The organism is Lacticaseibacillus brantae DSM 23927 (assembly GCF_001436115.1).
Lineage (GTDB): Bacteria > Bacillota > Bacilli > Lactobacillales > Lactobacillaceae > Lacticaseibacillus > Lacticaseibacillus brantae.
Window position 1 is genome coordinate 345,669 of record NZ_AYZQ01000002.1, and the last position, 20,723, is coordinate 366,391.

Sequence of the window (20,723 nt, forward strand, 5' to 3'; positions counted from 1 at the left end):
GATGAAACGGCGATTACGTTTATTATTGCCGATATTGCTGCTGGGTCTAGCGGTGATATTGAGTAGCTGTGGGGCGAATGTGGCCAAGCAAGATGCACTCCAAAACGCGAAGGCGGACAAGACAATTGTGTGGGGTGTCAAGGCTGATACTCGTCTGTTTGGACTCATGGATATCAAAACGGGCAAAATCAAAGGGTTTGAAATTGATTTAGCCGACGCTTTAACGAAACAAATCCTGGGCAAAGATGCGACAGCGACAATGGTCCAAGTCACGAGTGATACCCGGGTCCCATTACTTAAAGCCGGGAATATCGACGCGGTCATTGCGACCATGACGATTACGCCCGACCGGAAAAAGGTCCTTGATTTCACCAATTCATATTTCAATGCTGGCCAATCGTTGCTAGTTAAGAAGGGCAGTGCCATCAAGTCTGTCAAAGACTTGAAGCAAGGCACCAAAGTCATTGGGGTCCAAGGCTCCAACTCAGTGGACAATATCAAGAAGGTCGCCCCTGACGCGACTGTTTTACAGTTATCTGATTACGCCCAAGCTTTCACGGCCTTGAAGTCAGGGCAAGGGGATGCGTTGACAACTGATAACGGGATTTTGTACGGGATGTCGCAACAAGATCCGAATTATGTTGTGGTTGGTGGCTCATTCACCCAAGAACCTTACGGGATTGCCGTGAACAAAGGTCAAACGAATTTCGTCAAAGCTCTGAACAAAGCCTTAGCCGAATTGCGGGCGAACGGTGACTACAAGAAATTAGTCGACAAGTGGTTTGGCGATATTCCTGGGTTTGATGCAAAGGAGGTCAGCTAATGATTACCATTATTACTGAGCATTGGGGCGAGTTGTTATCTGGCCTAGGTTATACCCTAGGGTCAAGTGTCATTGCCCTGATTGGCAGTTTAGTGATTGGGACCGTCTTTGCGTTAATGGAAATCTCAACTTACAAATGGGTTCGTGGCATTGGCCGAACTTATGTTGAAATCATCCGGAACATTCCGCTATTGGTGATCACCATGGGGTTCTATGTGATTGTGCCAACCTTCTTCGTCAAAATCGACGGGTTTACAGCCGGGACAATAGGGTTAATGATTTACACCAGTGCTTTCATTGCTGAAACCATTCGGGCGGGAATTGAAGCCGTCTCGACTGGCCAGATGGAAGGGGCGCGGAGTGTTGGCCTGACATATAGCCAAGCTATGATCCACATCATCTTGCCGCAAGCCGTTAAGATGGTCATCCCACCATTGGGGAATCAATTCATCAACTTGGTGAAGAACTCCTCAGTGCTTGCCTTCGTGGCTGGGTTTGATTTGATGTACCAAGGGAAAATTATCGCATCGACAACGTTTAACACGTTCGATACGTATTTGGCAGTCGGGGTGTTCTACTTAATCATCACCATGCCATTATCCTACTTAATGCGTTATCTTGAGAAAAAATGGGTAACCGCGTAGAAAGGAGTGAACCACGATGCAAGAATTCTTAAATGCCTATTCATGGGTCAACCTGCGTTTTCTGCTGGACGGGTTGTGGGTAACGATTGAAGTCTCAGTCGTTTCGATCATTTTTAGTTTCATCATCGGGACACTCTTAGGCCTCGGCCGCTACGTTCAGGTGAAATATTTCTCAGCAATTGTCGGGTTCATTATTGATATCATTCGGAATTTGCCATTACTGCTGATTCTGTTCTTTACTTATTTCTCATTGCCAAGTATTGGGATTCGGTTGTCAGTCGTGCCGGCGTCAATTGTTGCGATGACAATCTTTGAATCAGCCATGCTGGCGGAAATTGTTCGTAGTGGGATTAGCGCGGTCGCAACTGGTCAGATGGAGGCGGCCCGCAGTAACGGGCTCACTTATCTGCAAGCCATGCGGTATATCGTGATGCCCCAAGCTTTTCGGAAGATGATTCCACCCATTGTCAGTCAATTCATCTCACTGGTGAAGGATACGTCATTGGCAACCATCATCTTACTGCCGGATTTGACGGAACATGCCCAAATTATTTACGGGCAAAACGTTAATTACGTGATTCCAATGTTTGTCGCCTTAGCCGCGATTTACTTTGTGGTCAATTTCGTCTTATCCCAAGCCTCACGTTGGCTGGAGAAGCGGCTCAGTCGCTCTAAGATTAACTAAACAGCAATTAAATAAAGCGGTACTGACAAAACAGAATTTTGTCGGTACCGCTTTTTTGTTTGGGGATGTGTTTGATCTGTGCTTCGGCTTGGCGGCCGGTGGAACGCTGTGGGCAAAAAAACGGTCCTGCACTCGGGGATAAAACCGGAATGCAGTACCGTTTTTGATTGTTCAGTAGGCTTGTTATGGCGAACTAGTCGTCAATCTGATACTTGGCGAGTTTACCTGCCTGGATTGCATTCACCGAAGCGACGATCTTTGTGCCATCTTCGGTATAGTCGGTTGACTTAACGGCAGTATTTTCGTTGATGAAGCTGACGATATTACCGTCCGAGAATGGAATCAGGTAGGTGTTGGTTTGATGGTTGGCGAAAATATTGGTAGTAATTAAATCAGTCAAAGCTTTCAGTGACTTTGGATCGCGGGCAGAATAGACAATTTGATTCCCGTCAACTTCGGGGAAGCTCACACCATCGTCACGTAAATCAGCCTTGTTATAGGCCTCAATCATTGGAATGTTTTCAATCCCGATTTCTTTGAGCACGCCTTCAGTGATGCGCATCATTTCTTGATAGTTCGGGTCCGCGTAATCAACAACTTGAATTAAAAGGTCAGCGTTGGCCGCTTCAGCCAAGGTGGCTTTAAAGGAATCAATCAAGTTATGCGGTAACTTGGACACAAACCCAACAGTATCGCTGAGCAAGAACTGCCGGTGGTCAGGTAAAGTTAGCGCGCGAACGCTGGTGTCCAGGGTAGCAAACAGCATGTCTTTTTCAAAGACTTGTTTGTCTTCTGGCCGATCGGCGAACAGGTCTAATAACCCATTCATCGTGGTGGACTTACCGGCATTGGTATAACCAACAAGCGCAACGACCGGTAACTCATTAGATTGGCGCTTTGCCCGTCGGACTTCTTCACCCACATCGGCATCTTTGAGATCTTGGCGTAAGTGGGCAATTCGTTTGGTCAGGATTCGCCGGTCTAATTCGAGCTGAGTTTCACCAGCCCCACGGTTGGCTAAGCCGCCACCGCCACCTTGTTGGTCCAGGCGGTTAGCACTGGGATGCAGCCGGGGCAGGGCATATTTAAGTTGGGCAATTTCGACTTGAGTTTTGGCGGCTTTAGACCGCGCCCGGTTCCCGAAAATGTCCAAAATGAGTTGGGTGCGATCAACTACATGTAAGCCTAACTGCTTTTCCAAGTTGCGAAGCTGAGATGGGGTTAATTCATCATTTACTAGCACCGTAGTCGCTTCAAGCATGCGGGCCGTTTCGCCGACTTCTTCAACCTTACCTTTACCAAAATAAGTGGCCCCAGTTGGCCGATCGGCGTTTTGGCGGACTTCACCAACGACGTCATAGCTATTGGCCGCGGCGAGTTCGCTGAGTTCAGTCATCGAGTAGTCGAAGTCTGTTTGTTGATTTGAGATACCAGTAATAATCACTTTTTCGTTTGTTTCTTGCATAGATTGCCTCCTAGAGCGGTGAGCAGATTGAGGGCACAAAAACACCTCGACAAAAATGCCGAGGCGCGTTTCGTCAACTGATAAATGTCGACCGCTTGTTCAACGTGTCGGAATGCCGTCATCTGCCCTGTAACGGGAAACTATTCAATTGGTTATACATCGAACCAATGTGTCAACATGACGACACCCTCCTTAGATTTGTTGCTTATAGTTTAACATGGCGACCGCAAATCACCAAATCGTTGATGTTGGGGTGATGACTTGGATATGATTTTTGACCACTTGGCCATTAATTGGCAGGCTGACACTGGGGTCGCCATCAATGCGACTCCGCAAATGTTTGCGGGTGGTAATTCGGAGTTCGTCGGTGCGGAAATAGGTCATCCCTGGAAACTTGGCAAAATTTCCCGTGATGAAGTAGGGCAAAACTAAAAACGTCTTGCGCCAAGTCAGTTTTGGGGCAACGAAGACATGAAACATCCCGTCATCGGGGGCGGCATCAGGATTAAAGTTGGTGAAGCCACCAACTGAATTCGTCATCGCAATCAGCACAAACTGAGTGTCCTGATCCCAATGATGGTGCGGGCTTTCCAAGGTGAGATGCCAGTGTTGATGGCGCCCAAGGACTCGTAGGCCTTTGAATAAGAACGCCAAGGGTCCAAACCGTTGTTTCTCACGCTGGGTGACCGCCAGGGCGGCATTGGCAAGGACACCTAACGTCAGCGTGCTAACCATATAGGTATTATTGATTTGGCCAATGTCGACGAATTGCGGTGTGCCTTCAAGAATATTGTTGATGGCGCCGCGGTTGGTAAGTGGAATGTGTAAGGTTTTGGCGAGATTGTTCACTGTGCCTTTAGGCATGATGCCTAACAGTGGTGGCTGTTTGCGTGGACTCAGCCCACTGATAACCTCGCGGACTGTGCCATCGCCACCAATCGCCACGACCAGATCAGCGTCAGCCTCTTTTGCCAAGGTTGTGGCACTTCCCGGCGCTTTGGTTGGTAGCAACGTGACGTCATCCCCGCGATTACGTAAAGCTGTTTGTAACTGACGGGCTGCGGCTTCCCCTTGATTATGGCCAGAATGGGGATTGTAAATAATTGCCGAACGCATAAGTATCACCTCTTACTGCCAGTGTAGCAGAACCAGAGAATGGACGCACAATCCTGGGTATAAATGGTGCAAGGCTTTAGAATGGCTTTTTCAAAGGTGCTGGTGTATTTTATTTTTTGCAAGCTTGCACTGCAACCGGATAAACCGGGTCGACGGGCCTGGTCGCACTTACATTTTGTTGAAAGAGGCGCTTAACCAATGGTAAAAGTGAAAATTGATAAAGACGTGGAATATAGTGCACAATATGGCTTAAAGCTTGATGTGTACCAAGATGAGGAACAAACCAACTTAGATGGGCGACGGGCCATTATTGATATTCATGGCGGTGGCTGGTGGTTAGGTTACAAGGAAGAAGAAACAGATTGGGCGACTAAGTTTGTCGATGCTGGCTACATTGTCTTTGTACCAAACTATCGCTTAGCGCCGGATAACTTGTATCCAGCTGCCGCCGAAGATGTGGTGAGCGTCTATGACTGGATTAAGGCTTCACCTTATCAATTTGACCGCAACAAGATTGGCGCCGTCGGGATGTCTTCTGGTGGTAGCTTAGCTATTGAACTCGGTATTCGGCGTGGCATTCCGATTGCGTCTTGGTCCGGGATTGTGGATTTGGATGCTTGGATTGAAAGTCATCCTGATGTGATTGCTTCCAACAAAACAGCACCCGTGCCGGGAACACCTGTGGGCCAGATCAACCAAGTAGGGGCCAATGATCCTTATTACAAGTGGTTTGTCTTGAACTATGTTGGTTCGGATATGGCCTTACTCAAGGAGGCATCACCAATCCATCGAATCAGTAAGACGACTGGGCCGATGTTCTTGGCTAATTCATTGGATGAAATTACGCCCACTGATGGGGTTGAACGCCTGCAACATGCGCTGACAGAAAATGCGATCCAAAGCACGGTGAAGTTTGTCAGTGGCCATGGCCATGGCGAAGCTTACATGGATCGGGCCCAGGAACCAACGTTAGCGTTCTTTGATGAATTCCTAGCTTAGTCGCTGAAATTTTAATCTGCTAATAAAAAGAAGCTGTGACCAACCCAGTATCGGGGGTCACAGCTTCTTTTGTGCGCAACAGGCGTGGGTTAAGTAGAGAAAAGCGCTGTTGCGCGACTTCTAGTCTGTTTCTGTTGCTGTTCGGCCATTCTTGGTGGCCCGCAAGCTGACGTACACAAGCACTAAATCAACCACAATCGTGATCGTCAAGGCTAAACCGAAGCTAAGGTTTTTGAACAGATTGTTCATCATCCCATAACTGGCGGCCGCCACCAGAGCGACAATCATCAAAACTGTGAAGCCCAACCAGGTGCTCTGGGAGAACGCGCGTCCGGCATGATTTTGTTGGCGCTTGGCAATCCATGGCATGGAAACCCCGAGCAAGACCATTACGATTGGAACGATGATGTTCATCGCAAACATCAATGTAAAGGTGTCTGAGCCGGCTTCTGCATCGGTTGGGAAGAAGCCCAAGCAAGCGAAGAGGAAGGTTGCCACGAGCATCCATAGGCCGACAATGAAGCCGACGGTATGGTTCTTAATATACGTGTAGGCAGGTGTAGGATAACGGTCTTGGTGTAACCGGACCATCATGTAAGCCCAGAACAAGAAACAGGTTGAAAATGGTGAGACAATCCCGTTTAAGTTCAATAACCAGTTAAAGATGTCGTTGACCTGAGGTAATAAGGCGGCCAAGGCCATGATGGCAGCACACAAAATGGTGGTCATCCAGTAGCCATTGATGGGCAGACCGTCTGAGTTCTTCTTCGTGAGTTGTTTTGGCATGAAGCGGCTAGCCACATCCCCAAGGAAAATCCGGGTGGACGCATCCAAAATCACCGCTAATTGAGCGAGCATGTAAATCCCTTGCACAACGGCAAAAATATACATGAGGGTGTTGCCCATTCCGAATTGGCGACCGATGGCCTGGAATGCGTAATAAGAACCGTTCATCTTCAAGTCGTTGGGTAAGTGGTGAGCGTTGAAGTAAACCCCTAAACTGAACGTGCCAAACAAGGTCAAGAACATCGTCATGATGGCAATCATCTTTAAGGCCTTAGGGAAATCGCGGCTCGGATGTTTCATATCTTTCGTGTATGGTGCAGCGAGTTCAGAGCCATTCATCGCAAAGATAAACAAGCCAAAGGTAGAAAGAAAGCCCCAGTCAATGTGTTTTGGCATGAAAGCTGCTAAGTCAAATGGCTTAGTCGCAATGCCGCTGCCTTGGGTCAGGCCGTAGAATGTCATGATGACAAACAGAATCGTCATGATGAACATCGCGCCCCCACCAATGGTGGACATGATTTCCAGACTGCGGTTCTTGAAGAAGTGCTGAATCCAGATAAAGACAACGAAAATGACAGCCGTCAAGATCCCAAACCAAGCGTTACCCAGGTTATCTTGAATGTTCCCATTCCCAGCAATTAACCAGCCCAGGGAAATGACCACTGAGTTAGCCACATCGACCACGTAAGGCAGGCCAGTGATCCAATAGAACCAAGCCGCATAGTAACCCACGGTATCACCGTTGGTCTCTCGAATCCAACTGGTAATCCCCCCACCGTGTTCAGAGAATGTGGAGCCCATGTGGGCCACAATTAAGTTGTAGGGAATCACGTAGAGAAAGGTCATCAAAACCCAGCTGGTAACGGCAACCAGGCCTTGGTTTTGGAAGTTATAAATAATATCGTCAAAGCCGATGACGGTCACGAAGTCCATCAATGCCACAACCACCCAGGGGATGTAGTGGCTCATTTTATTTTCATTTTGCATATGTATGCCTCCAACAAGTCTAAAGTAATACGCCCAAGCGACTTGTCAGCGGTGATGATTTGTTGTGAAAAAACACCCTGTCTCCTCCAGAAGCATGACTGCTAATATTTTGCACTTGTGCAATTATAGCGGATAAATGCTTTCTGAAACAGCCTAGGCTTAAATTTTTCTTTATGAAAATTTAAATCGTGACAGGTTTGTAAGGTTATTCAAGAAACTGTTAGTCAAAACGGCTGCTTCTGTGGTGGCAAGCAGGTAAACTAAAGTTATCAAGTTAAATGGAGGAGTTAGACTATGGCAGACCAACCAGTTGTTGTCGTTGATCAAGTCACCAAGACCTACGGCAAACCAAATGAAAAGCAATATCAAGCATTGAAGGGGATTAACCTCACAGTCAATAAAGGCGAATTCGTCGGCATCATGGGCGCATCAGGCTCAGGGAAAACAACGCTGCTAAACATTCTAAGCACACTGGACGCGCCGACATCCGGGCAAGTGACCATTAACGGGCAAGACGTGACTCAACTGCGGGGCAATCAATTATCAGACTTTCGGGCGAAGCAGATTGGCTTTATCTTTCAGGACTTCAACTTGCTCGAGAATTTGACCGCTCGCGAAAATATTACCTTGCCACTATCCTTGCAAAATGTCAGCGCTCGGCAAGCACGCGGTGCTGTCGACAAGATTGCTACCACGCTGGGCATTAAAGGTGTTCTCGGCCACTATCCAACAGAACTCTCTGGCGGCCAAAAGCAACGGGTCGCTGCTGCCCGGGCCTTGGTTCAAGAACCCGCCATTTTATTTGGGGATGAACCAACCGGCGCTTTGGATTCAACCAGCGCCCGGGAATTACTCAATACCATGGAAACTTTGAATCAAGACCAAGGCGTCTCCATCCTGTTGGTGACCCATGATCCATTCTCAGCTAGTTATGCGCAACGGATTCTATTCATCAAAGATGGCCAAATCGGGCAAGAACTGGTTCACGGTGACAAGACGCAAGAAGAATTCTATCAGGAGATCCTTAGTACGCTAGGGACCTTCCAACAGTAGGAGGTCGCCATGTTAAATAAGCTTGCACTTGGCGGCATTCGAAGCCGCTTCCGCGATTATGCCGTGCTCTTCTCAGGGCTGGTAATTTCTGGTGCCATTTTCTATATGTTCATGGCCCTAGCAACCAATTCTGAATTCATCGCTAAAAACGCCCCTGTCACCGGCGCTAACTTTATCTTTATGTTTGGGGCCGTGCTGCTGGCCATCATCACGCTCGTCTATATCGTTTACGCCAATACCTTCCTCATGAGCATGCGCCAGCGCGATTATGCGATGTTCATCATGCTCGGGGCCAAAAGTAATAAGATTGGCCAACTGATTTTCCTCGAGACGGTCTTAATTGGTTTAATGGCGACGGCTGTCGGTGTGATTGTCGGGATTGGTTTGACGGTGGTGACCGCGAATATCTTGATGGCACAACTGCATGCGCCATTGATTGGGTTTTCCGGTTTCTACCTGCCAGCGGTCTTGAGTACATTTGCCTTCTTCATTGTGCTCTTTGTCATTGCGGCATTCTTCAATCAGCGCCGGCTGCTGAAGACGCCTATTTTGCAATTACTGCATGCCGACCAAACCCCCAACCGGATTAAGCAGAAACGAATTTGGTTCATCATTCAAATCGTCGGAGCAGTCGTACTCTTAGCGATTGGCTATGCTGCAATGATCTATATTAAATTCTTCCAGCTGTTGGCCATTCCACTAGCTTTGGTGACCATCGTCGCAGGTACTTATTTCTTATTCAATTCGTTGTTTGTCGGGTTAATTGCGTTGCTCAAGCGCCAAGAACGGTTTGCTAATAAGGGCATTCGCATGTTTACCTTATCGCAATTGAGTTTTCGAATTCGAGATTACACAAAGATTCTCTCGGTAGTTGCCATGCTCTTCGCGCTGGCTCTGGGCGCAATCACAATCGGGATTGGATTTAACCATGAAATTCCGTTGATGGCCAGTTCTCAAAGTAAGTACGACGTGGTGCTACATAACCCCAGCACCAACTTGATTCGTCAGGCCGAGGGTCTAACCGATGCCACCAAGGTTAGCTATAACCAGAAAATTGTCGGCGAAAACGTCTATTATGTCGATACGCAAGTTAAGGCGCATCCTTTCCTTGTTCCAAAGGTCACCGGGTTAGGCGAATCAACCACCAGAACACTTAATGCTGGGGCCATCAATAAAGACGACGGTAGTGCTGCTATGGCGCTGAATGAGTTTATTCCTAACGCTCGTGAAGTGAAGACGCCTAAGGTTGTATCAGCAGCAGTGTTTGCGAGCTTGAAAGGCCAAACCAATACGATTGTGACTTACCGCGTCCCTGATTTCGTCCAGCAGTATGACCGAATTAAGGCACTGGTTGCGGCTGACGATAAGGCCAACAAGGTCAATACGTCGATTCCAATGATGAATAGCAAATTCACGGCCTACGAAGTCATTAATGGGATGTTCTCCGGACTCGAGTTCATGGGCTTCTTCCTCGGGTTAGCATTCTTAGCGATGCTGGCTTCGACTTTGATGTTTAAGATTCTGTCTGGGGCAGCCTATGATAAGTCGCGCTATCTCATGCTTCAGAAGGTGGGTGTGCGGCCAGGACTCTTACGTAAGTCCATTCGCCAAGAAATTGGCGCCTTGTTCTTATTGCCAGGCTTGGTCGGCGTTGTTCATGTCTTGTTCGGGCTGCAACTCTTCAGGACATTGATGGCTAATCCGTATGACCGGATTTGGATTCCGTTTACAATTTTCATTGTGCTTTATGCCTTGTATTACGGCCTGACGGTCTGGTTGTATCAGAGCATTGTGATTAATAAGCAACTTGCGGCTAAGTAATGACTGCAAGCAAAAAAGCGTGTGCTATTGGCACACGCTTTTTTGTGTTCATTGTCAATTAAGCCAGAAAGTGTTGGATTGTCCCTGCATCCCAAAGCACATAGAGCCCAATCAGAATGTAAAGCACCGAAGTGAGCGTTGCGCCGTAGCGGTCAAGGACATTGGCTAAACCTGGCAGGCGACCGAGCCGGGATGCCAGCCAACAAAAGAGCGTCATCATTATAAAGAAGACGAATAAGGTGAGGTAAATGGTTGCCGGATCCATTGGCGCAAAGAAGGGCACGTAAACGCCAATGTTATCAGCACCACAGGTTGAGATGGTGATTAGGGCCACTTCCCAGATGATGCTTGAATGCTTCCCAACCTGGGAATCGACGTCGGGCTCGTCCTCTTCGTGAATGAAGCCCCAGATACCTAGTCCGATCGGAATCAATCCAAGAAAGCCAAGCGCCCAAGTCTGGGGAATAAAGCCAGCAAAGAACGCCAGAATAAGAGAAATCATGACTAAGACACTGGTGCCAACAATATCGCCAAGATAGATAGGCCAGAATTGTTTTCGCCGCGCAAAGATGACCATCAAGATTAACAAGTAATCGAGACTCGTTGAGATATATGCGGTCGCTGCGGAGATGATGGTTTTGAACATGTGGTTGCCAACTTTCTATACGTTAAGTCTTTCAATTTTTATATATGTTGAGTTTAACATATATAGTTCAACTGTCAACTTAAGCGCAAGCGTTAGCTAGGCTTCCGTGTTCTTCTGGTTATAGCTCAAGACCTTGATGCCACTATCAGTTAATTGAATCTTTGAGATTGAGCCATTCGCAGGACTTTCAGTCACCACAAAACCATCGTCTTTTCCGAACTTGTCCACAATACTGCGAATCGTAGTGCCATGACTGACGAGTAGGACGTTCGCGCCTGGCTCCACTTCAGCCCGCAACTGCTTGAAGCCTTTTTGCAGGCGATTCCAATACGTTAGCGCATCTTCTGCCTCGTGGAAGGGATCAGCTTCATGCATGAAATTCTTTGAGGCATCAACGCCAAATTTTTCAATAATTTGACTAAATGTACGCGCGCCGTGGGGTTGACCAACGGCATACCAAGCTTTAGGTGAATCTTCACCTTCATAGTAACCGTAAAATTGTTCTCTGAAATTAGCGGTGACGGTCAAAGGCACATGCGTGTTGAAGTTAGCATCGAGAATCATCTTGGCTGTATTCATGGCGCGGGTGGTGTCGCTAGAATAAGCGTGCAAGAAGGTGATGTGCTTGAGCAACTGGCCGGTGCGCTTGGCATCTGCAATCCCTGACTTAGTTAATGGTGAGTCAGACCAGCCTTGCATTTTGTTGTAGCGATTGAACCAAGTTTGTCCGTGACGGACAAGATAAACTGTAATTGGTGTCATGGGGATTCCTCCGTTTGTTTTATCGCCAGTTTAACATACTTAAAATGCCTTATAAAACGGCAAAACGGATTAAAACACGAACATTATTATTTTAATAACGGATATTGTTGTTGTTTAGAGGCCGTGTTCCATGTTATTCTGGTTTTACCAAAAGGAAAGACACATAAGGAGGAACATTTCGTGAAAATTGGGCGTAAGCTTGGTGTTTTAGCAATGATGGCGGCAGCAGCAGTTGTATTGGTGGCGTGTGGTGGCAATAAAACCGCCAGCGATGCAGGCAAGACCAATGACAAGTACTCTGCGGCTTTGGTGACTGACGGTGGCGGTGTAGACGATAAGTCTTTCAACCAAAGCGGCTGGGAAGGCTTAGAAAAATGGGGTAAGAAGCATGATTTGAAGAAGGGCGTCGGTGGTTATAACTACGCGCAATCTAATTCAGATGCCGACTTTACGCCAAACATCAACAAACTGATTCAAGCGAAATATCAGACGATTTTCGGGGTTGGGTACAAGTTACAAGGCGCCATCAAGAGCGCGGCCAAAGCTAATCCCAAAACCCGGTTCGTGATTATTGATGACGTGATTGAGGCGAAGAATGTCGCCAGCGTCACCTTTAAAGATAACGAAGCAGCCTTCTTAGCTGGTGTGGCCGCTGCCCAAACGACCAAGACCAAGAAAGTTGGTTTCATCGGTGGGGTGCACGGTGCCGTGATTGATCGCTTTGAAGCTGGTTTTCGTCAAGGGGTTGCGGCAGTGGATAAAGCCATCAAGGTGGACGTGAAATATGCCGATGACTTTAGTAAACCTGCTGTCGGTCAGGCCTTGGCAAGTGCGATGTTCAACAATGACGAAGACGTGATTTATCAAGCGGCCGGTGGTACCGGTGCTGGAGTCTTCTCCGCAGCTAAGAACCAGATCAAGAAGAAGAAAGTTTGGGTCATTGGGGTTGACCGTGACCAAACCGATGAAGGTAAATACGCTGGCGGTAACTTAACGCTGACTTCAACCTTAAAGGGTGTTGGGACTGTCGTTGAAAGTTTAGCCGATGAAGCTATGGACAATAAGTTCCCAGCCGGCAAGACGACTGTTTATGGGTTAAAGGACAAGGGCGTTGACCTGACTAAGGGCCAATTGTCAGCTAACGCTTGGAAGTCAGTCCAAGACTACAAGCAACAAATCGTTGATGGCAAGATTACCGTTGCCAACAAGCCTTCAGAACTTTAATCGCGATTGAACTGGATTGAATAAGTACGGACGGGACTGGGGAAGCCACATCAGGTTTGGGCCCAGTCCCGTTTTGTGCAATCATTCATCACTTGATGCGAAAGGAAAATTATGGGACAAGAAATTGCAATTCAACTTTCCGATTTGACTAAACGGTTTGGTAATTTTACGGCCAATGATCATATCTCGATGACCGTCGACTTTGGCACAGTCCACGCCTTGCTGGGTGAAAATGGCGCCGGCAAAACGACACTAATGAATATGCTGTCAGGCATTTTGAAACCGACTAGCGGTCAGATCTTCGTCCGTGGCCAGGCTGTCCAATTGAACTCGGCCAAAGATGCCACCAAGTTGGGCATCGGCATGGTCCACCAACATTTCATGCTGGTGGATAACTTTACAGTTTTGGAAAACATTATTTTGGGCAGTGAACCCAATCACGGTGGCGTCATTGATCGCAAAGCGGCTCGGCAAGCGATTATCGCGTTGTCTGAACAATACGGCTTGCAAATTGACCCAGATGCTTTAGTGGCAGATATTTCCGTCGGGATGCAGCAGCGCGTTGAGATTGTCAAAGTGCTCTATCGGTCTGCAGATATTTTGATTTTTGATGAACCGACGGCCGTGTTGACGCCACAAGAGGTGACTGAACTATTGGCGATTTTTCGACAACTGGCTGAAGAAGGCAAAGCTGTGATTCTGATTTCACATAAGTTACAGGAACTTAAGGCGGTCGCAGATGTGACGACGATTATTCGGCGAGGACAAGTAATCGAAACCGTCCAAACGAGTGATACCACAACGGAAGAACTTGCTGAGCTGATGGTTGGCCGACCGATTGATCTGACCCAAGAACATCCAGACGTCGCGCTTGGACCGGACTTTCTGACCCTAACTAACGTCACAGTTGTGGATAATCAAAAGTTGCCTCGCGTACACAATTTATCGCTTAACGTTCGCGGTGGCGAGATTGTTGGTCTGGCGGGGATTGATGGCAATGGGCAAAGCGAATTGGTGAAGGCCATCACAGGGTTATTGCCCGTCGATTCTGGCACCATTATGATTAACGGACAGAATCTAACAAATGCTTCTGTCCGTCAAATTACGCAAAGCGGTGTTGGCCATATTCCAGAAGATCGCCAGAAATTTGGACTAATTCTGCCGATGAGTCTTGTGGATAACATGAGCTTGCAAGACTACACGAATGCACCATATGCCACACATGGTTTATTACATCCCCAGGCCATGTTGACAACAACAGAACAATTAATTCAAGAATACGACGTCCGCAGTAGCAGCCCATGGCAGTCGGCGGGCTCATTATCCGGTGGGAATCAACAGAAATTGATTATTGCCCGCGAACTGAGTCGCCAGCCACAACTGTTGATTGCGATGAATCCGACTCGTGGTTTGGATGTGGGTGCGATTGAATTTATCCACAATCAAATTATGGCCGCTCGTAATGCAGGTCACGCTGTTCTGTTAATTTCGTATGAACTTGACGAAATTCGACAACTTGCTGATCGCATTGCTGTGATTCATAGTGGTCAAATTGTTGGCGAGGCCCAAACTCATGACTTGGATGTGAATCAAATTGGTTTGATGATGGCCGGTGAAACCATTACGAAGTCGGAGGTCACCCATGCGAATTAAAAACACAACCTTCTATAGCATTTGGATTCCGATTACCTCGGTTGTTTTAGGTTTATTGGTTGGTGCCATTATCATGGCACTCTCAGGTTTTGATCCATTAGCCAACTACATCAGTTTACTGACCGGTGCGCTGGGCAGTGCCAACGCCATTGGTGAAGTGCTTCGCTCGGCGACTCCGCTGATTTTGACCGGATTAGGCTTTGCGGTGGCAAATTCGGCGGGCTTCTTCAATATCGGGTTGGCTGGGCAAGCATTAATAGGATGGTTGGCTTCTGTCAGTTTTGCCTTGGCCTTTCCTGGCTTGCCAAGTATCTTGATGTTACCCGGTGCTATTCTGGCGGGCGCCATCGCCGGGGCGCTGTGGTCAGGGATTGCTGGGTTTTTACGGGCCTATTTTGGTGCTAGTGAAGTAATCACGACGATTATGCTGAACTACGTGGCGCTGTACGGCACTAATGCGGTGGTGAAGAGTTTTCTAGCAGCTGGCGACGGTGATTATTCGAAAACAATTCCGGCCGCTGCACGGTTACGCACGCCATTTCTTGAACAATTAACGCAGAATTCAACCTTTCACTGGGGACTGCTCGTCGCGTTAGCCGGGGCCGTTGTGATTTGGTGGCTGATGAAGCGGACCACAATGGGATTTGAAATCCGTGCAGTTGGTTTAAATGAAGACGCCGCGCAATATGCGGGGATGTCCACCAAGCGAACAATTATCGCGGCCATGCTGATTTCCGGTGCCTTGGCGGGCCTCGGTGGTGCCATGGAAGGACTGGGGAATTTCCAGAATATAATTGTCAATACAGCTTTGCCACCGATAGGGTTTGATGGCATGTCAGTATCCTTATTGGCCGGTGGCTCACCGATAGGAATTGTACTATCGGCCTTACTTTTTGGGATTTTAAAAATTGGCGGTTTGAACATTTCGATTGCTTCGACGACACCACCTGAAATTGTCGATATTGTGATTGCTGCCGTGATTTTCTTTGTGGGGGCTAACTACATTATTCGCTTCGCTGGCCAACGACTCAGCAGCCTGAAAGGCAAAAAGGAGGGGGCGACAAAATGAATGCGATGACCTTATTATTGACCGTGATGTCAACGACCTTGGTGTATTCGGCACCGCTAATTTTTACAGCCATCGGCGGCACCTTCTCAGAACGTTCAGGGATTGTGAATGTTGGTTTAGAAGGGATCATGGTGATGGGCGCGTTTGCCAGCGTGGTCTTCAACCTGATGTTGGGTAAGAGTTTCGGGGGTGCAACCCCATGGCTTGGGCTGCTTGTCGGTGGCATCGTTGGTTTAATATTCTCGCTGATTCACGCGGTGGCCACGGTCAATTGGCGCACTGATCACATTATCAGTGGGACTGTCTTGAATCTTTTGGCGCCGGCTTTGGCAATTTATCTGACCAAACTGATTTTTCAAGGCCGCGGGCAGACGGATATCATCCAATATCCACTGGATACCATGACCATCCCTGGACTTGCCCAGATTCCATTCATTGGCCCGATTTTCTTCACCAGCACCTCACTAGTTGCCTATCTGGGGATGATTGTAGCTGCCTTTGGTTTCTGGCTGCTCAAATATACCCGCTTTGGCCTGCGGCTCCGCTCGGTCGGGGAACATCCAGAAGCAGCTGATTCATTGGGAATTTCGGTTTATCGCTATCGGTATATTGGCGTATTGATTTCTGGTTTCCTCGGCGGTATTGGTGGGGCCATCATGGCGCAGAGCATTACCTTGAATTTCAGTATCTCAACGATTGTCGGCCAAGGTTTCATTTCCTTAGCCGCGATGATCTTTGGCAAGTGGAATCCGTTAGGGGCAATGGGCGCGGCCCTGTTCTTTGGCTTTGCTCAAAGCTTGGCCATCATCGGCAAGTATATTCCGGTCATTTCAGGCATTCCGAACGTCTGGTTTACCTTGGCGCCATATTTAATTACGATTGTCGTCTTGGTGCTGTTTATTGGTAAATCTAAGGCACCGGCAGCAGATGGCACAACGTTCATTAAGAGCAATTAAAAAAGAGTTCTCGCTGGGAAGACCAGTGAGAACTCTTTTTTAGTGGTTGCGGTGCGGCCAGGTAAAGACGACCGCCACCATGCTTGGGAACCAAACGAATAGTTTCAAGCCGCGAAACCAAAGGTAGTCATCTAAGTGGTATCGCGTTTCGAAAATATAATCGGCGATCGATAACACAATGAAAACAGCCAATGCCCAAATGAATCGTCGTTTCTGTCCTTTCATCCGCTCCCCCTGACTTTCTGTATGCCGCCGTTGTAATTGCGTTTAGCCTACTGCCAGATGCACGGTCTCGTCAATCAAAAAAGACCTGACAGGATTGTCAGGCCTTAGGGGAAGTGCCCCCGTGAGTTTTCGCATTCTAAACGCGTTTGCTGCCACTGGCTCTTCAAGATAAGTTAGTCTCAGTCAGTGGCCAAGTGCAGCCACTTGCCTGATTCTGCCTTATCCGCCAGAGCCAAGGCGTGTCAGCTCACGCTCTAAACGCGCTCAACCTCACAGCAACTTCCGCCTAGCTAGCTTTCTCAATGGGCCTAAAACGCCCATCCTCGAAAGCTTGCTAGTGCTCAGTTGCTCCCGTGAGTTTTCGCGCTCTTAATCGTTAAACTGATTTTTTTCAACGTCACTGATGAATTGCTTCAGGTGATCAAAGTAAACGGGGGCGTTATCAATCATGTGATGGTGGCCGCCGTTTGGTGTGGTGACAAGGCGAGCGTGAGGAATCACTTCAGCCATGCGTTGGGCAGACTTCAGTGGCATGGTTTCATGTTCACCAAAGGTCAACAAGGTTGGCACGGTGATATTGTGGATTTGGTCGCGCACATCCCAGTCTTTCAACTTACCGGTGACAACAAATTCATTGTCGCCTTGGAAGGCATTGTAAACAGGGGTGGCCATCGTGTTAATCAAATGGCTGATTGCAGGTGGCTGTTTGCGATCGACGTAGCCAGCATTCAAAATGTCGACGTACTTTTGATATTGAGGATCGTCCCAGTTGCCAGCGGCTTCTTGTTGTTTCATGTAAGCCACAGCTGAAGGTGGGAGAGCTTCTTCACGCACTTCGTTGATGTGGACCATGTATTCGTCGATGTTATCAACCATGGACGAAATGATGGCCCCCTTCAAGTGCTCGCCGTATTTCAAGGCGTAGAGCATGGTGAGCGCGCCGCCCCAGCTTTGACCGATGAGATAGAACTTGTCGATGCCCAACTTTTGGCGGACTTCTTCAACTTCATCCAAATAGTAGTCGTAAGTCAAATACTTGGCCGCAATTTCAGGGTCGCTGTAATCTGGTTGGTCAGAGTAGAAACTACCGAGTTGGTCGTACATATGCACTTGCACGCCTAAGTCAGCGAGTTGTTCACCAAAGTTTTCCCAGTATTCATGGTTACCACCAGGGCCACCGTGCAAAGCCAATAAATGAATATCGCCTTCACCTTGGGTATTGGTCCACAGATGGTAGCCGTTGTCTAATGTTAAAATGGTCGTCCCTTGCTTCATACCGTCACCTGATTTCTTAAGATATATTAAGTGTAGCACTGGGCTTTTAAACTGCAAATTTAGTTGAGTAATTCCATTTGTTGCCGAATGGACTGAACCGCATTTTTCGATCCGGAAAAGAGGATGTGATCGCCCAGATGAATCTGCGTATCGCCGTGGGGCGCGATGAACTGGCCGTCGCGGTAAATCTGGCTGATGGTAATTTCGTCAATGAATGGCAAGGATCGTACTTCCATGCCGGTGAAGCGCCGATTGCGCACCGTGATTTCAAAAATTCCAGCCGTGGTATCGGTGAGGATTTTCAGCGTTGATGGTGTTTCAATCAAGCTGCGCAGGAGGGCAATATTCGCATCGAGTGTATTGAAGATTTCAACGCCATGTGACGCCAGGACCTCGTAGCGATCATTTTGAACATCCTTCGTCTCAAAGCGCGCAATGACGCGGGGCACCTTGGCAGCCAGGGCCCACTGGGCGAGTTGATAGTTCTTGTCGTGATCAAAATATCCAAGCACAACGATGTCAGCATCGTACGCGCCAGCTTCATTCAGTGCCGCCTGTGAGAAGCTGGGCAGTAATTTTATATTGGCTTCGGAATTATAAGTCTTATAGTTTTCCGGTAAATCAGTATATAAAATAATGTCATATAGGCCTTCAGCCAACTGCTGGGCAATGGGCACGGTCATAATATTGGCGCCGATAAAATGGACCCGCGTTTTCGGCAAATCATTAGGATCGGCTTTAAACCAACTATTGAAAAGTACCGGTCCCAGCAGACACGTGATAATAGCTGCGAGCGTGAAGGCGCCAGATTCGGCGGCAGAGAGCAGGTGCAGGTTGCGCCCAATGGTGAGCGCGGGGACGACTAAAGTAATGGTCGTCGTAATTAAAGCTGTCCCACTGAGGGCATTTTGGGATTTGAATCGACGGCGCAAAATGGGATACAACAAACTTTTGGCTAAGATGAAACCGAGAAGGAGCACGGGAATTAACACCAGTGCTCGCGGATCTTGGACCATGGCCGGAATGTCGAGGCGGACACCGGTCATAATGAAGAAAATCGGAATGAAGAACCCATAGCCTAACGAGGTTAACTTATCTTGCGTTTCTTCGCGAGGCTGTAATAACTTCATCACCATCCCAGCCAGGAAGGCACCCAGAATGGCTTCAGCACCTACACCAGCCGCGACCGTGACTAGCGCACAGATGATGAAGAAAGCCAGGCGAATATCAAGTTGGGTGGTACTTTTGTCGATTTTGACGAAGAAAGTATAAGGCTTACGAAACCGCAATAATAAAAAGAGGGCGGCGACAAAAATTAAAGTCAACAGCCAAACACTGTGCGTTGAAGCGCCATTCAAGGCCGCAAAAATCGTTAAGGTAATTAATGGGAAGAGTTCACCCAGAGCAGCGAGCAACAGCATGGTTTGACCAAAGGGCTGACTGAGCAGCTCTTTTTCTTTGAGGGCTGCAATCACCACGCCAAGCGCCACAGTTGAGAAGACAATCATGGCAAACAGGGGATGCGCATACAGGCCAGAAACCTTCAGCAAACCGCCAACAATGCTGCTCATGACAATGATACTGAGATAGCCGCTCACGGCTAATTGCACTGGGCTGGCCTGTACGGCCTTGGTTTGCCGTTTGAATAAGGAAAAGTCAATTTCCATCCCAGATAAGAACAGCAACACGGTCACACCCAAATCACTGAGTTGTGATAGCGTTGGATTAACTGTGACCCAGTGCAAACCACTTTGACCCAAGATAATGCCAACAACGATTTCTGCGACGGCTGTGGGCACACGGGTAATATGGAAGCGCGCCATGACCAACGGGATGGCAAGGGCGGCAAAGAGGACGAACAAGAGTGCAAGATTGGCCAAAATAATTTGCTCCTTTCGATGCAAATTCATCGGGGTCTATGTTAGCGTAGTAAATAATACAATACAAGGAGACGCTTATGACACGAAGATCCCTGATTACCGGTACGACAACGCTGATTGGCTTACTGATTGGCTGGTATTTCAACAAAATTCTACTCTGCGTTGCCGTTGGCTTAGCTGTCGGCGTGCTGATTAGTACGTATACAAATTGGTTTAAAGGTAAGAAATAAGGAGAAACCATGCTCGAATCCATTAAATTCCATCATATCGGCAAGATTGTCCCGCTTGCACAAATCAAGGACAATCCTGCCACCAAATACGCCAAAATCTATGATATGTATTCGCTAGATGAACAGAATAAGCTCGGGATTCCAATTGAATTGCACGCATTTGGCCCCAATTCCAGCTTGGATCCATTGATTCAAACCCAGACCCATGTGGCTTTTACCACCAATGATGTCAAAGCCGCGATTGCTGATGAACAAATCATTATGCCCCTTTACCAACCGTTTGCTGGGTACCAAACGGCCATGGTTCTGGTCAATGGCCAACCCATCGAATTAATTGAAACCACGTTAAGTGAGCGAGAGATTTGGGGCGATGGTATCTTTAAAGATAGTATTCTTTACCCGCAAAGCGATTGAGTTTATCACT

At 47.9% G+C, this 20,723-nt stretch carries 20 protein-coding genes; 12 read left to right on the forward strand and 8 right to left on the reverse strand.

What is annotated here, in order from left to right; all coding sequences use genetic code 11:
* Position 1: 1 nt before the first annotated feature.
* The 3 genes from FC34_RS05875 to FC34_RS05885 are packed head-to-tail and all read left to right on the forward strand — an operon-like array spanning position 2 to position 2,152.
* On the forward strand, positions 2-823 hold the full coding sequence (locus tag FC34_RS05875; RefSeq protein WP_057894465.1) for a transporter substrate-binding domain-containing protein: 822 nt from the start codon (positions 2-4) through the stop codon (positions 821-823).
* Positions 823-1,467, forward strand: coding sequence for an amino acid ABC transporter permease (locus FC34_RS05880; protein ID WP_057894466.1), 645 nt, complete (start codon positions 823-825; stop codon positions 1,465-1,467). The genes FC34_RS05875 and FC34_RS05880 overlap by 1 nt, the downstream gene beginning before the upstream one ends.
* A 16-nt stretch (positions 1,468-1,483) precedes the next feature.
* Positions 1,484-2,152, forward strand: a complete 669-nt coding sequence (locus FC34_RS05885) for an amino acid ABC transporter permease (protein WP_057894467.1) — start codon at positions 1,484-1,486, stop codon at positions 2,150-2,152.
* A 193-nt stretch (positions 2,153-2,345) separates the two neighbouring features.
* On the opposite strand, the gene hflX is transcribed toward FC34_RS05885, so the two are convergent.
* Together hflX and FC34_RS05895 are read right to left on the reverse strand one after the other, a co-directional pair.
* Positions 2,346-3,617: a GTPase HflX gene (hflX, locus tag FC34_RS05890; RefSeq protein ID WP_057894468.1), complete on the reverse strand. Its 1,272-nt coding sequence runs from the start codon at positions 3,615-3,617 to the stop codon at positions 2,346-2,348.
* 231 nt (positions 3,618-3,848) lie between these two features.
* Positions 3,849-4,733 carry a diacylglycerol/lipid kinase family protein gene (locus FC34_RS05895; protein WP_057894469.1) on the reverse strand — a complete coding sequence of 295 codons (885 nt, stop codon included), beginning with the start codon at positions 4,731-4,733 and terminating at the stop codon, positions 3,849-3,851.
* A gap of 198 nt (positions 4,734-4,931) precedes the next feature.
* Between FC34_RS05895 and FC34_RS05900 the strand changes: the two genes are divergently transcribed.
* Positions 4,932-5,732, forward strand: coding sequence for an alpha/beta hydrolase (locus FC34_RS05900; RefSeq protein ID WP_057894470.1), 801 nt, complete (start codon positions 4,932-4,934; stop codon positions 5,730-5,732).
* Positions 5,733-5,852: 120 nt separating this feature from the next.
* Here the strand turns inward: FC34_RS05900 and FC34_RS05905 are convergent, their stop codons facing one another.
* Positions 5,853-7,505, reverse strand: coding sequence for an APC family permease (locus FC34_RS05905; protein ID WP_057894471.1), 1,653 nt, complete (start codon positions 7,503-7,505; stop codon positions 5,853-5,855).
* Between the two features lie 294 nt (positions 7,506-7,799).
* Between FC34_RS05905 and FC34_RS05910 the strand changes: the two genes are divergently transcribed.
* Entirely contained in the window at positions 7,800-8,558 is a 759-nt protein-coding gene (locus tag FC34_RS05910; protein WP_057894472.1) for an ABC transporter ATP-binding protein, read from the forward strand.
* Between the two features lie 9 nt (positions 8,559-8,567).
* Positions 8,568-10,379: an FtsX-like permease family protein gene (locus FC34_RS05915; protein WP_057894473.1), complete on the forward strand. Its 1,812-nt coding sequence runs from the start codon at positions 8,568-8,570 to the stop codon at positions 10,377-10,379.
* Between the two features lie 58 nt (positions 10,380-10,437).
* Here the strand turns inward: FC34_RS05915 and FC34_RS05920 are convergent, their stop codons facing one another.
* Positions 10,438-11,025: a cadmium resistance transporter gene (locus FC34_RS05920; RefSeq protein WP_057894474.1), complete on the reverse strand. Its 588-nt coding sequence runs from the start codon at positions 11,023-11,025 to the stop codon at positions 10,438-10,440.
* Between the two features lie 96 nt (positions 11,026-11,121).
* Complete coding sequence (locus tag FC34_RS05925) at positions 11,122-11,787, reverse strand: histidine phosphatase family protein (RefSeq protein WP_057894475.1); 666 nt, start codon at positions 11,785-11,787, stop codon at positions 11,122-11,124.
* Between the two features lie 180 nt (positions 11,788-11,967).
* Between FC34_RS05925 and FC34_RS05930 the strand changes: the two genes are divergently transcribed.
* The 4 genes from FC34_RS05930 (at position 11,968) to FC34_RS05945 (ending at position 16,689) form a co-directional block, all read left to right on the forward strand.
* Positions 11,968-13,011 (forward strand): BMP family lipoprotein, encoded by a 1,044-nt coding sequence (locus FC34_RS05930; RefSeq protein WP_275453015.1) that lies wholly within the window; start codon positions 11,968-11,970, stop codon positions 13,009-13,011.
* 108 nt (positions 13,012-13,119) lie between these two features.
* A complete protein-coding gene (locus FC34_RS05935; protein ID WP_191978487.1) occupies positions 13,120-14,664 on the forward strand; it encodes an ABC transporter ATP-binding protein in 1,545 nt (514 codons plus the stop codon).
* A complete protein-coding gene (locus FC34_RS05940) occupies positions 14,654-15,733 on the forward strand; it encodes an ABC transporter permease (RefSeq protein WP_057894477.1) in 1,080 nt (359 codons plus the stop codon). The genes FC34_RS05935 and FC34_RS05940 overlap by 11 nt, the downstream gene beginning before the upstream one ends.
* On the forward strand, positions 15,730-16,689 hold the full coding sequence (locus FC34_RS05945; RefSeq protein WP_057894478.1) for an ABC transporter permease: 960 nt from the start codon (positions 15,730-15,732) through the stop codon (positions 16,687-16,689). The genes FC34_RS05940 and FC34_RS05945 overlap by 4 nt, the downstream gene beginning before the upstream one ends.
* A 39-nt stretch (positions 16,690-16,728) precedes the next feature.
* On the opposite strand, the gene FC34_RS05950 is transcribed toward FC34_RS05945, so the two are convergent.
* The 3 genes from FC34_RS05950 to FC34_RS05960 all read right to left on the reverse strand — a co-directional run bounded on the left by FC34_RS05950 (position 16,729) and on the right by FC34_RS05960 (position 20,069).
* The gene (locus FC34_RS05950; protein ID WP_057894479.1) at positions 16,729-16,914 is read right to left on the reverse strand and encodes a hypothetical protein; all 186 of its coding nucleotides are present in this window, start codon (positions 16,912-16,914) and stop codon (positions 16,729-16,731) included.
* Between the two features lie 369 nt (positions 16,915-17,283).
* Positions 17,284-18,189: a proline-specific peptidase family protein gene (locus tag FC34_RS05955; protein ID WP_057894480.1), complete on the reverse strand. Its 906-nt coding sequence runs from the start codon at positions 18,187-18,189 to the stop codon at positions 17,284-17,286.
* 59 nt (positions 18,190-18,248) lie between these two features.
* Positions 18,249-20,069, reverse strand: a complete 1,821-nt coding sequence (locus FC34_RS05960) for a cation:proton antiporter domain-containing protein (protein WP_083479266.1) — start codon at positions 20,067-20,069, stop codon at positions 18,249-18,251.
* 77 nt (positions 20,070-20,146) lie between these two features.
* Between FC34_RS05960 and FC34_RS09680 the strand changes: the two genes are divergently transcribed.
* Both FC34_RS09680 and FC34_RS05965 read left to right on the forward strand, forming a co-directional pair.
* Positions 20,147-20,299 (forward strand): Tat pathway signal protein, encoded by a 153-nt coding sequence (locus tag FC34_RS09680; protein WP_157052251.1) that lies wholly within the window; start codon positions 20,147-20,149, stop codon positions 20,297-20,299.
* Between the two features lie 9 nt (positions 20,300-20,308).
* Positions 20,309-20,713 carry a hypothetical protein gene (locus FC34_RS05965; protein WP_057894482.1) on the forward strand — a complete coding sequence of 135 codons (405 nt, stop codon included), beginning with the start codon at positions 20,309-20,311 and terminating at the stop codon, positions 20,711-20,713.
* Positions 20,714-20,723: the final 10 nt, after the last annotated feature.

Excerpts from the sequence above, each read along its gene's own strand:
- FC34_RS05875 (WP_057894465.1), top strand. The coding sequence starts at position 2 with ATGAAACGGCGATTACGTTTATTATTGCCGATATTGCTGCTGGGTCTA.
- FC34_RS05880 (WP_057894466.1), top strand. The coding sequence starts at position 823 with ATGATTACCATTATTACTGAGCATTGGGGCGAGTTGTTATCTGGCCTA.
- FC34_RS05885 (WP_057894467.1), top strand. The coding sequence starts at position 1,484 with ATGCAAGAATTCTTAAATGCCTATTCATGGGTCAACCTGCGTTTTCTG.
- hflX (WP_057894468.1), bottom strand. The coding sequence starts at position 3,617 with ATGCAAGAAACAAACGAAAAAGTGATTATTACTGGTATCTCAAATCAA.
- FC34_RS05895 (WP_057894469.1), bottom strand. The coding sequence starts at position 4,733 with ATGCGTTCGGCAATTATTTACAATCCCCATTCTGGCCATAATCAAGGG.
- FC34_RS05900 (WP_057894470.1), top strand. The coding sequence starts at position 4,932 with ATGGTAAAAGTGAAAATTGATAAAGACGTGGAATATAGTGCACAATAT.
- FC34_RS05905 (WP_057894471.1), bottom strand. The coding sequence starts at position 7,505 with ATGCAAAATGAAAATAAAATGAGCCACTACATCCCCTGGGTGGTTGTG.
- FC34_RS05910 (WP_057894472.1), top strand. The coding sequence starts at position 7,800 with ATGGCAGACCAACCAGTTGTTGTCGTTGATCAAGTCACCAAGACCTAC.
- FC34_RS05915 (WP_057894473.1), top strand. The coding sequence starts at position 8,568 with ATGTTAAATAAGCTTGCACTTGGCGGCATTCGAAGCCGCTTCCGCGAT.
- FC34_RS05920 (WP_057894474.1), bottom strand. The coding sequence starts at position 11,025 with ATGTTCAAAACCATCATCTCCGCAGCGACCGCATATATCTCAACGAGT.
- FC34_RS05925 (WP_057894475.1), bottom strand. The coding sequence starts at position 11,787 with ATGACACCAATTACAGTTTATCTTGTCCGTCACGGACAAACTTGGTTC.
- FC34_RS05940 (WP_057894477.1), top strand. The coding sequence starts at position 14,654 with ATGCGAATTAAAAACACAACCTTCTATAGCATTTGGATTCCGATTACC.
- FC34_RS05945 (WP_057894478.1), top strand. The coding sequence starts at position 15,730 with ATGAATGCGATGACCTTATTATTGACCGTGATGTCAACGACCTTGGTG.
- FC34_RS05950 (WP_057894479.1), bottom strand. The coding sequence starts at position 16,914 with ATGAAAGGACAGAAACGACGATTCATTTGGGCATTGGCTGTTTTCATT.
- FC34_RS05955 (WP_057894480.1), bottom strand. The coding sequence starts at position 18,189 with ATGAAGCAAGGGACGACCATTTTAACATTAGACAACGGCTACCATCTG.
- FC34_RS09680 (WP_157052251.1), top strand. The coding sequence starts at position 20,147 with ATGACACGAAGATCCCTGATTACCGGTACGACAACGCTGATTGGCTTA.
- FC34_RS05965 (WP_057894482.1), top strand. The coding sequence starts at position 20,309 with ATGCTCGAATCCATTAAATTCCATCATATCGGCAAGATTGTCCCGCTT.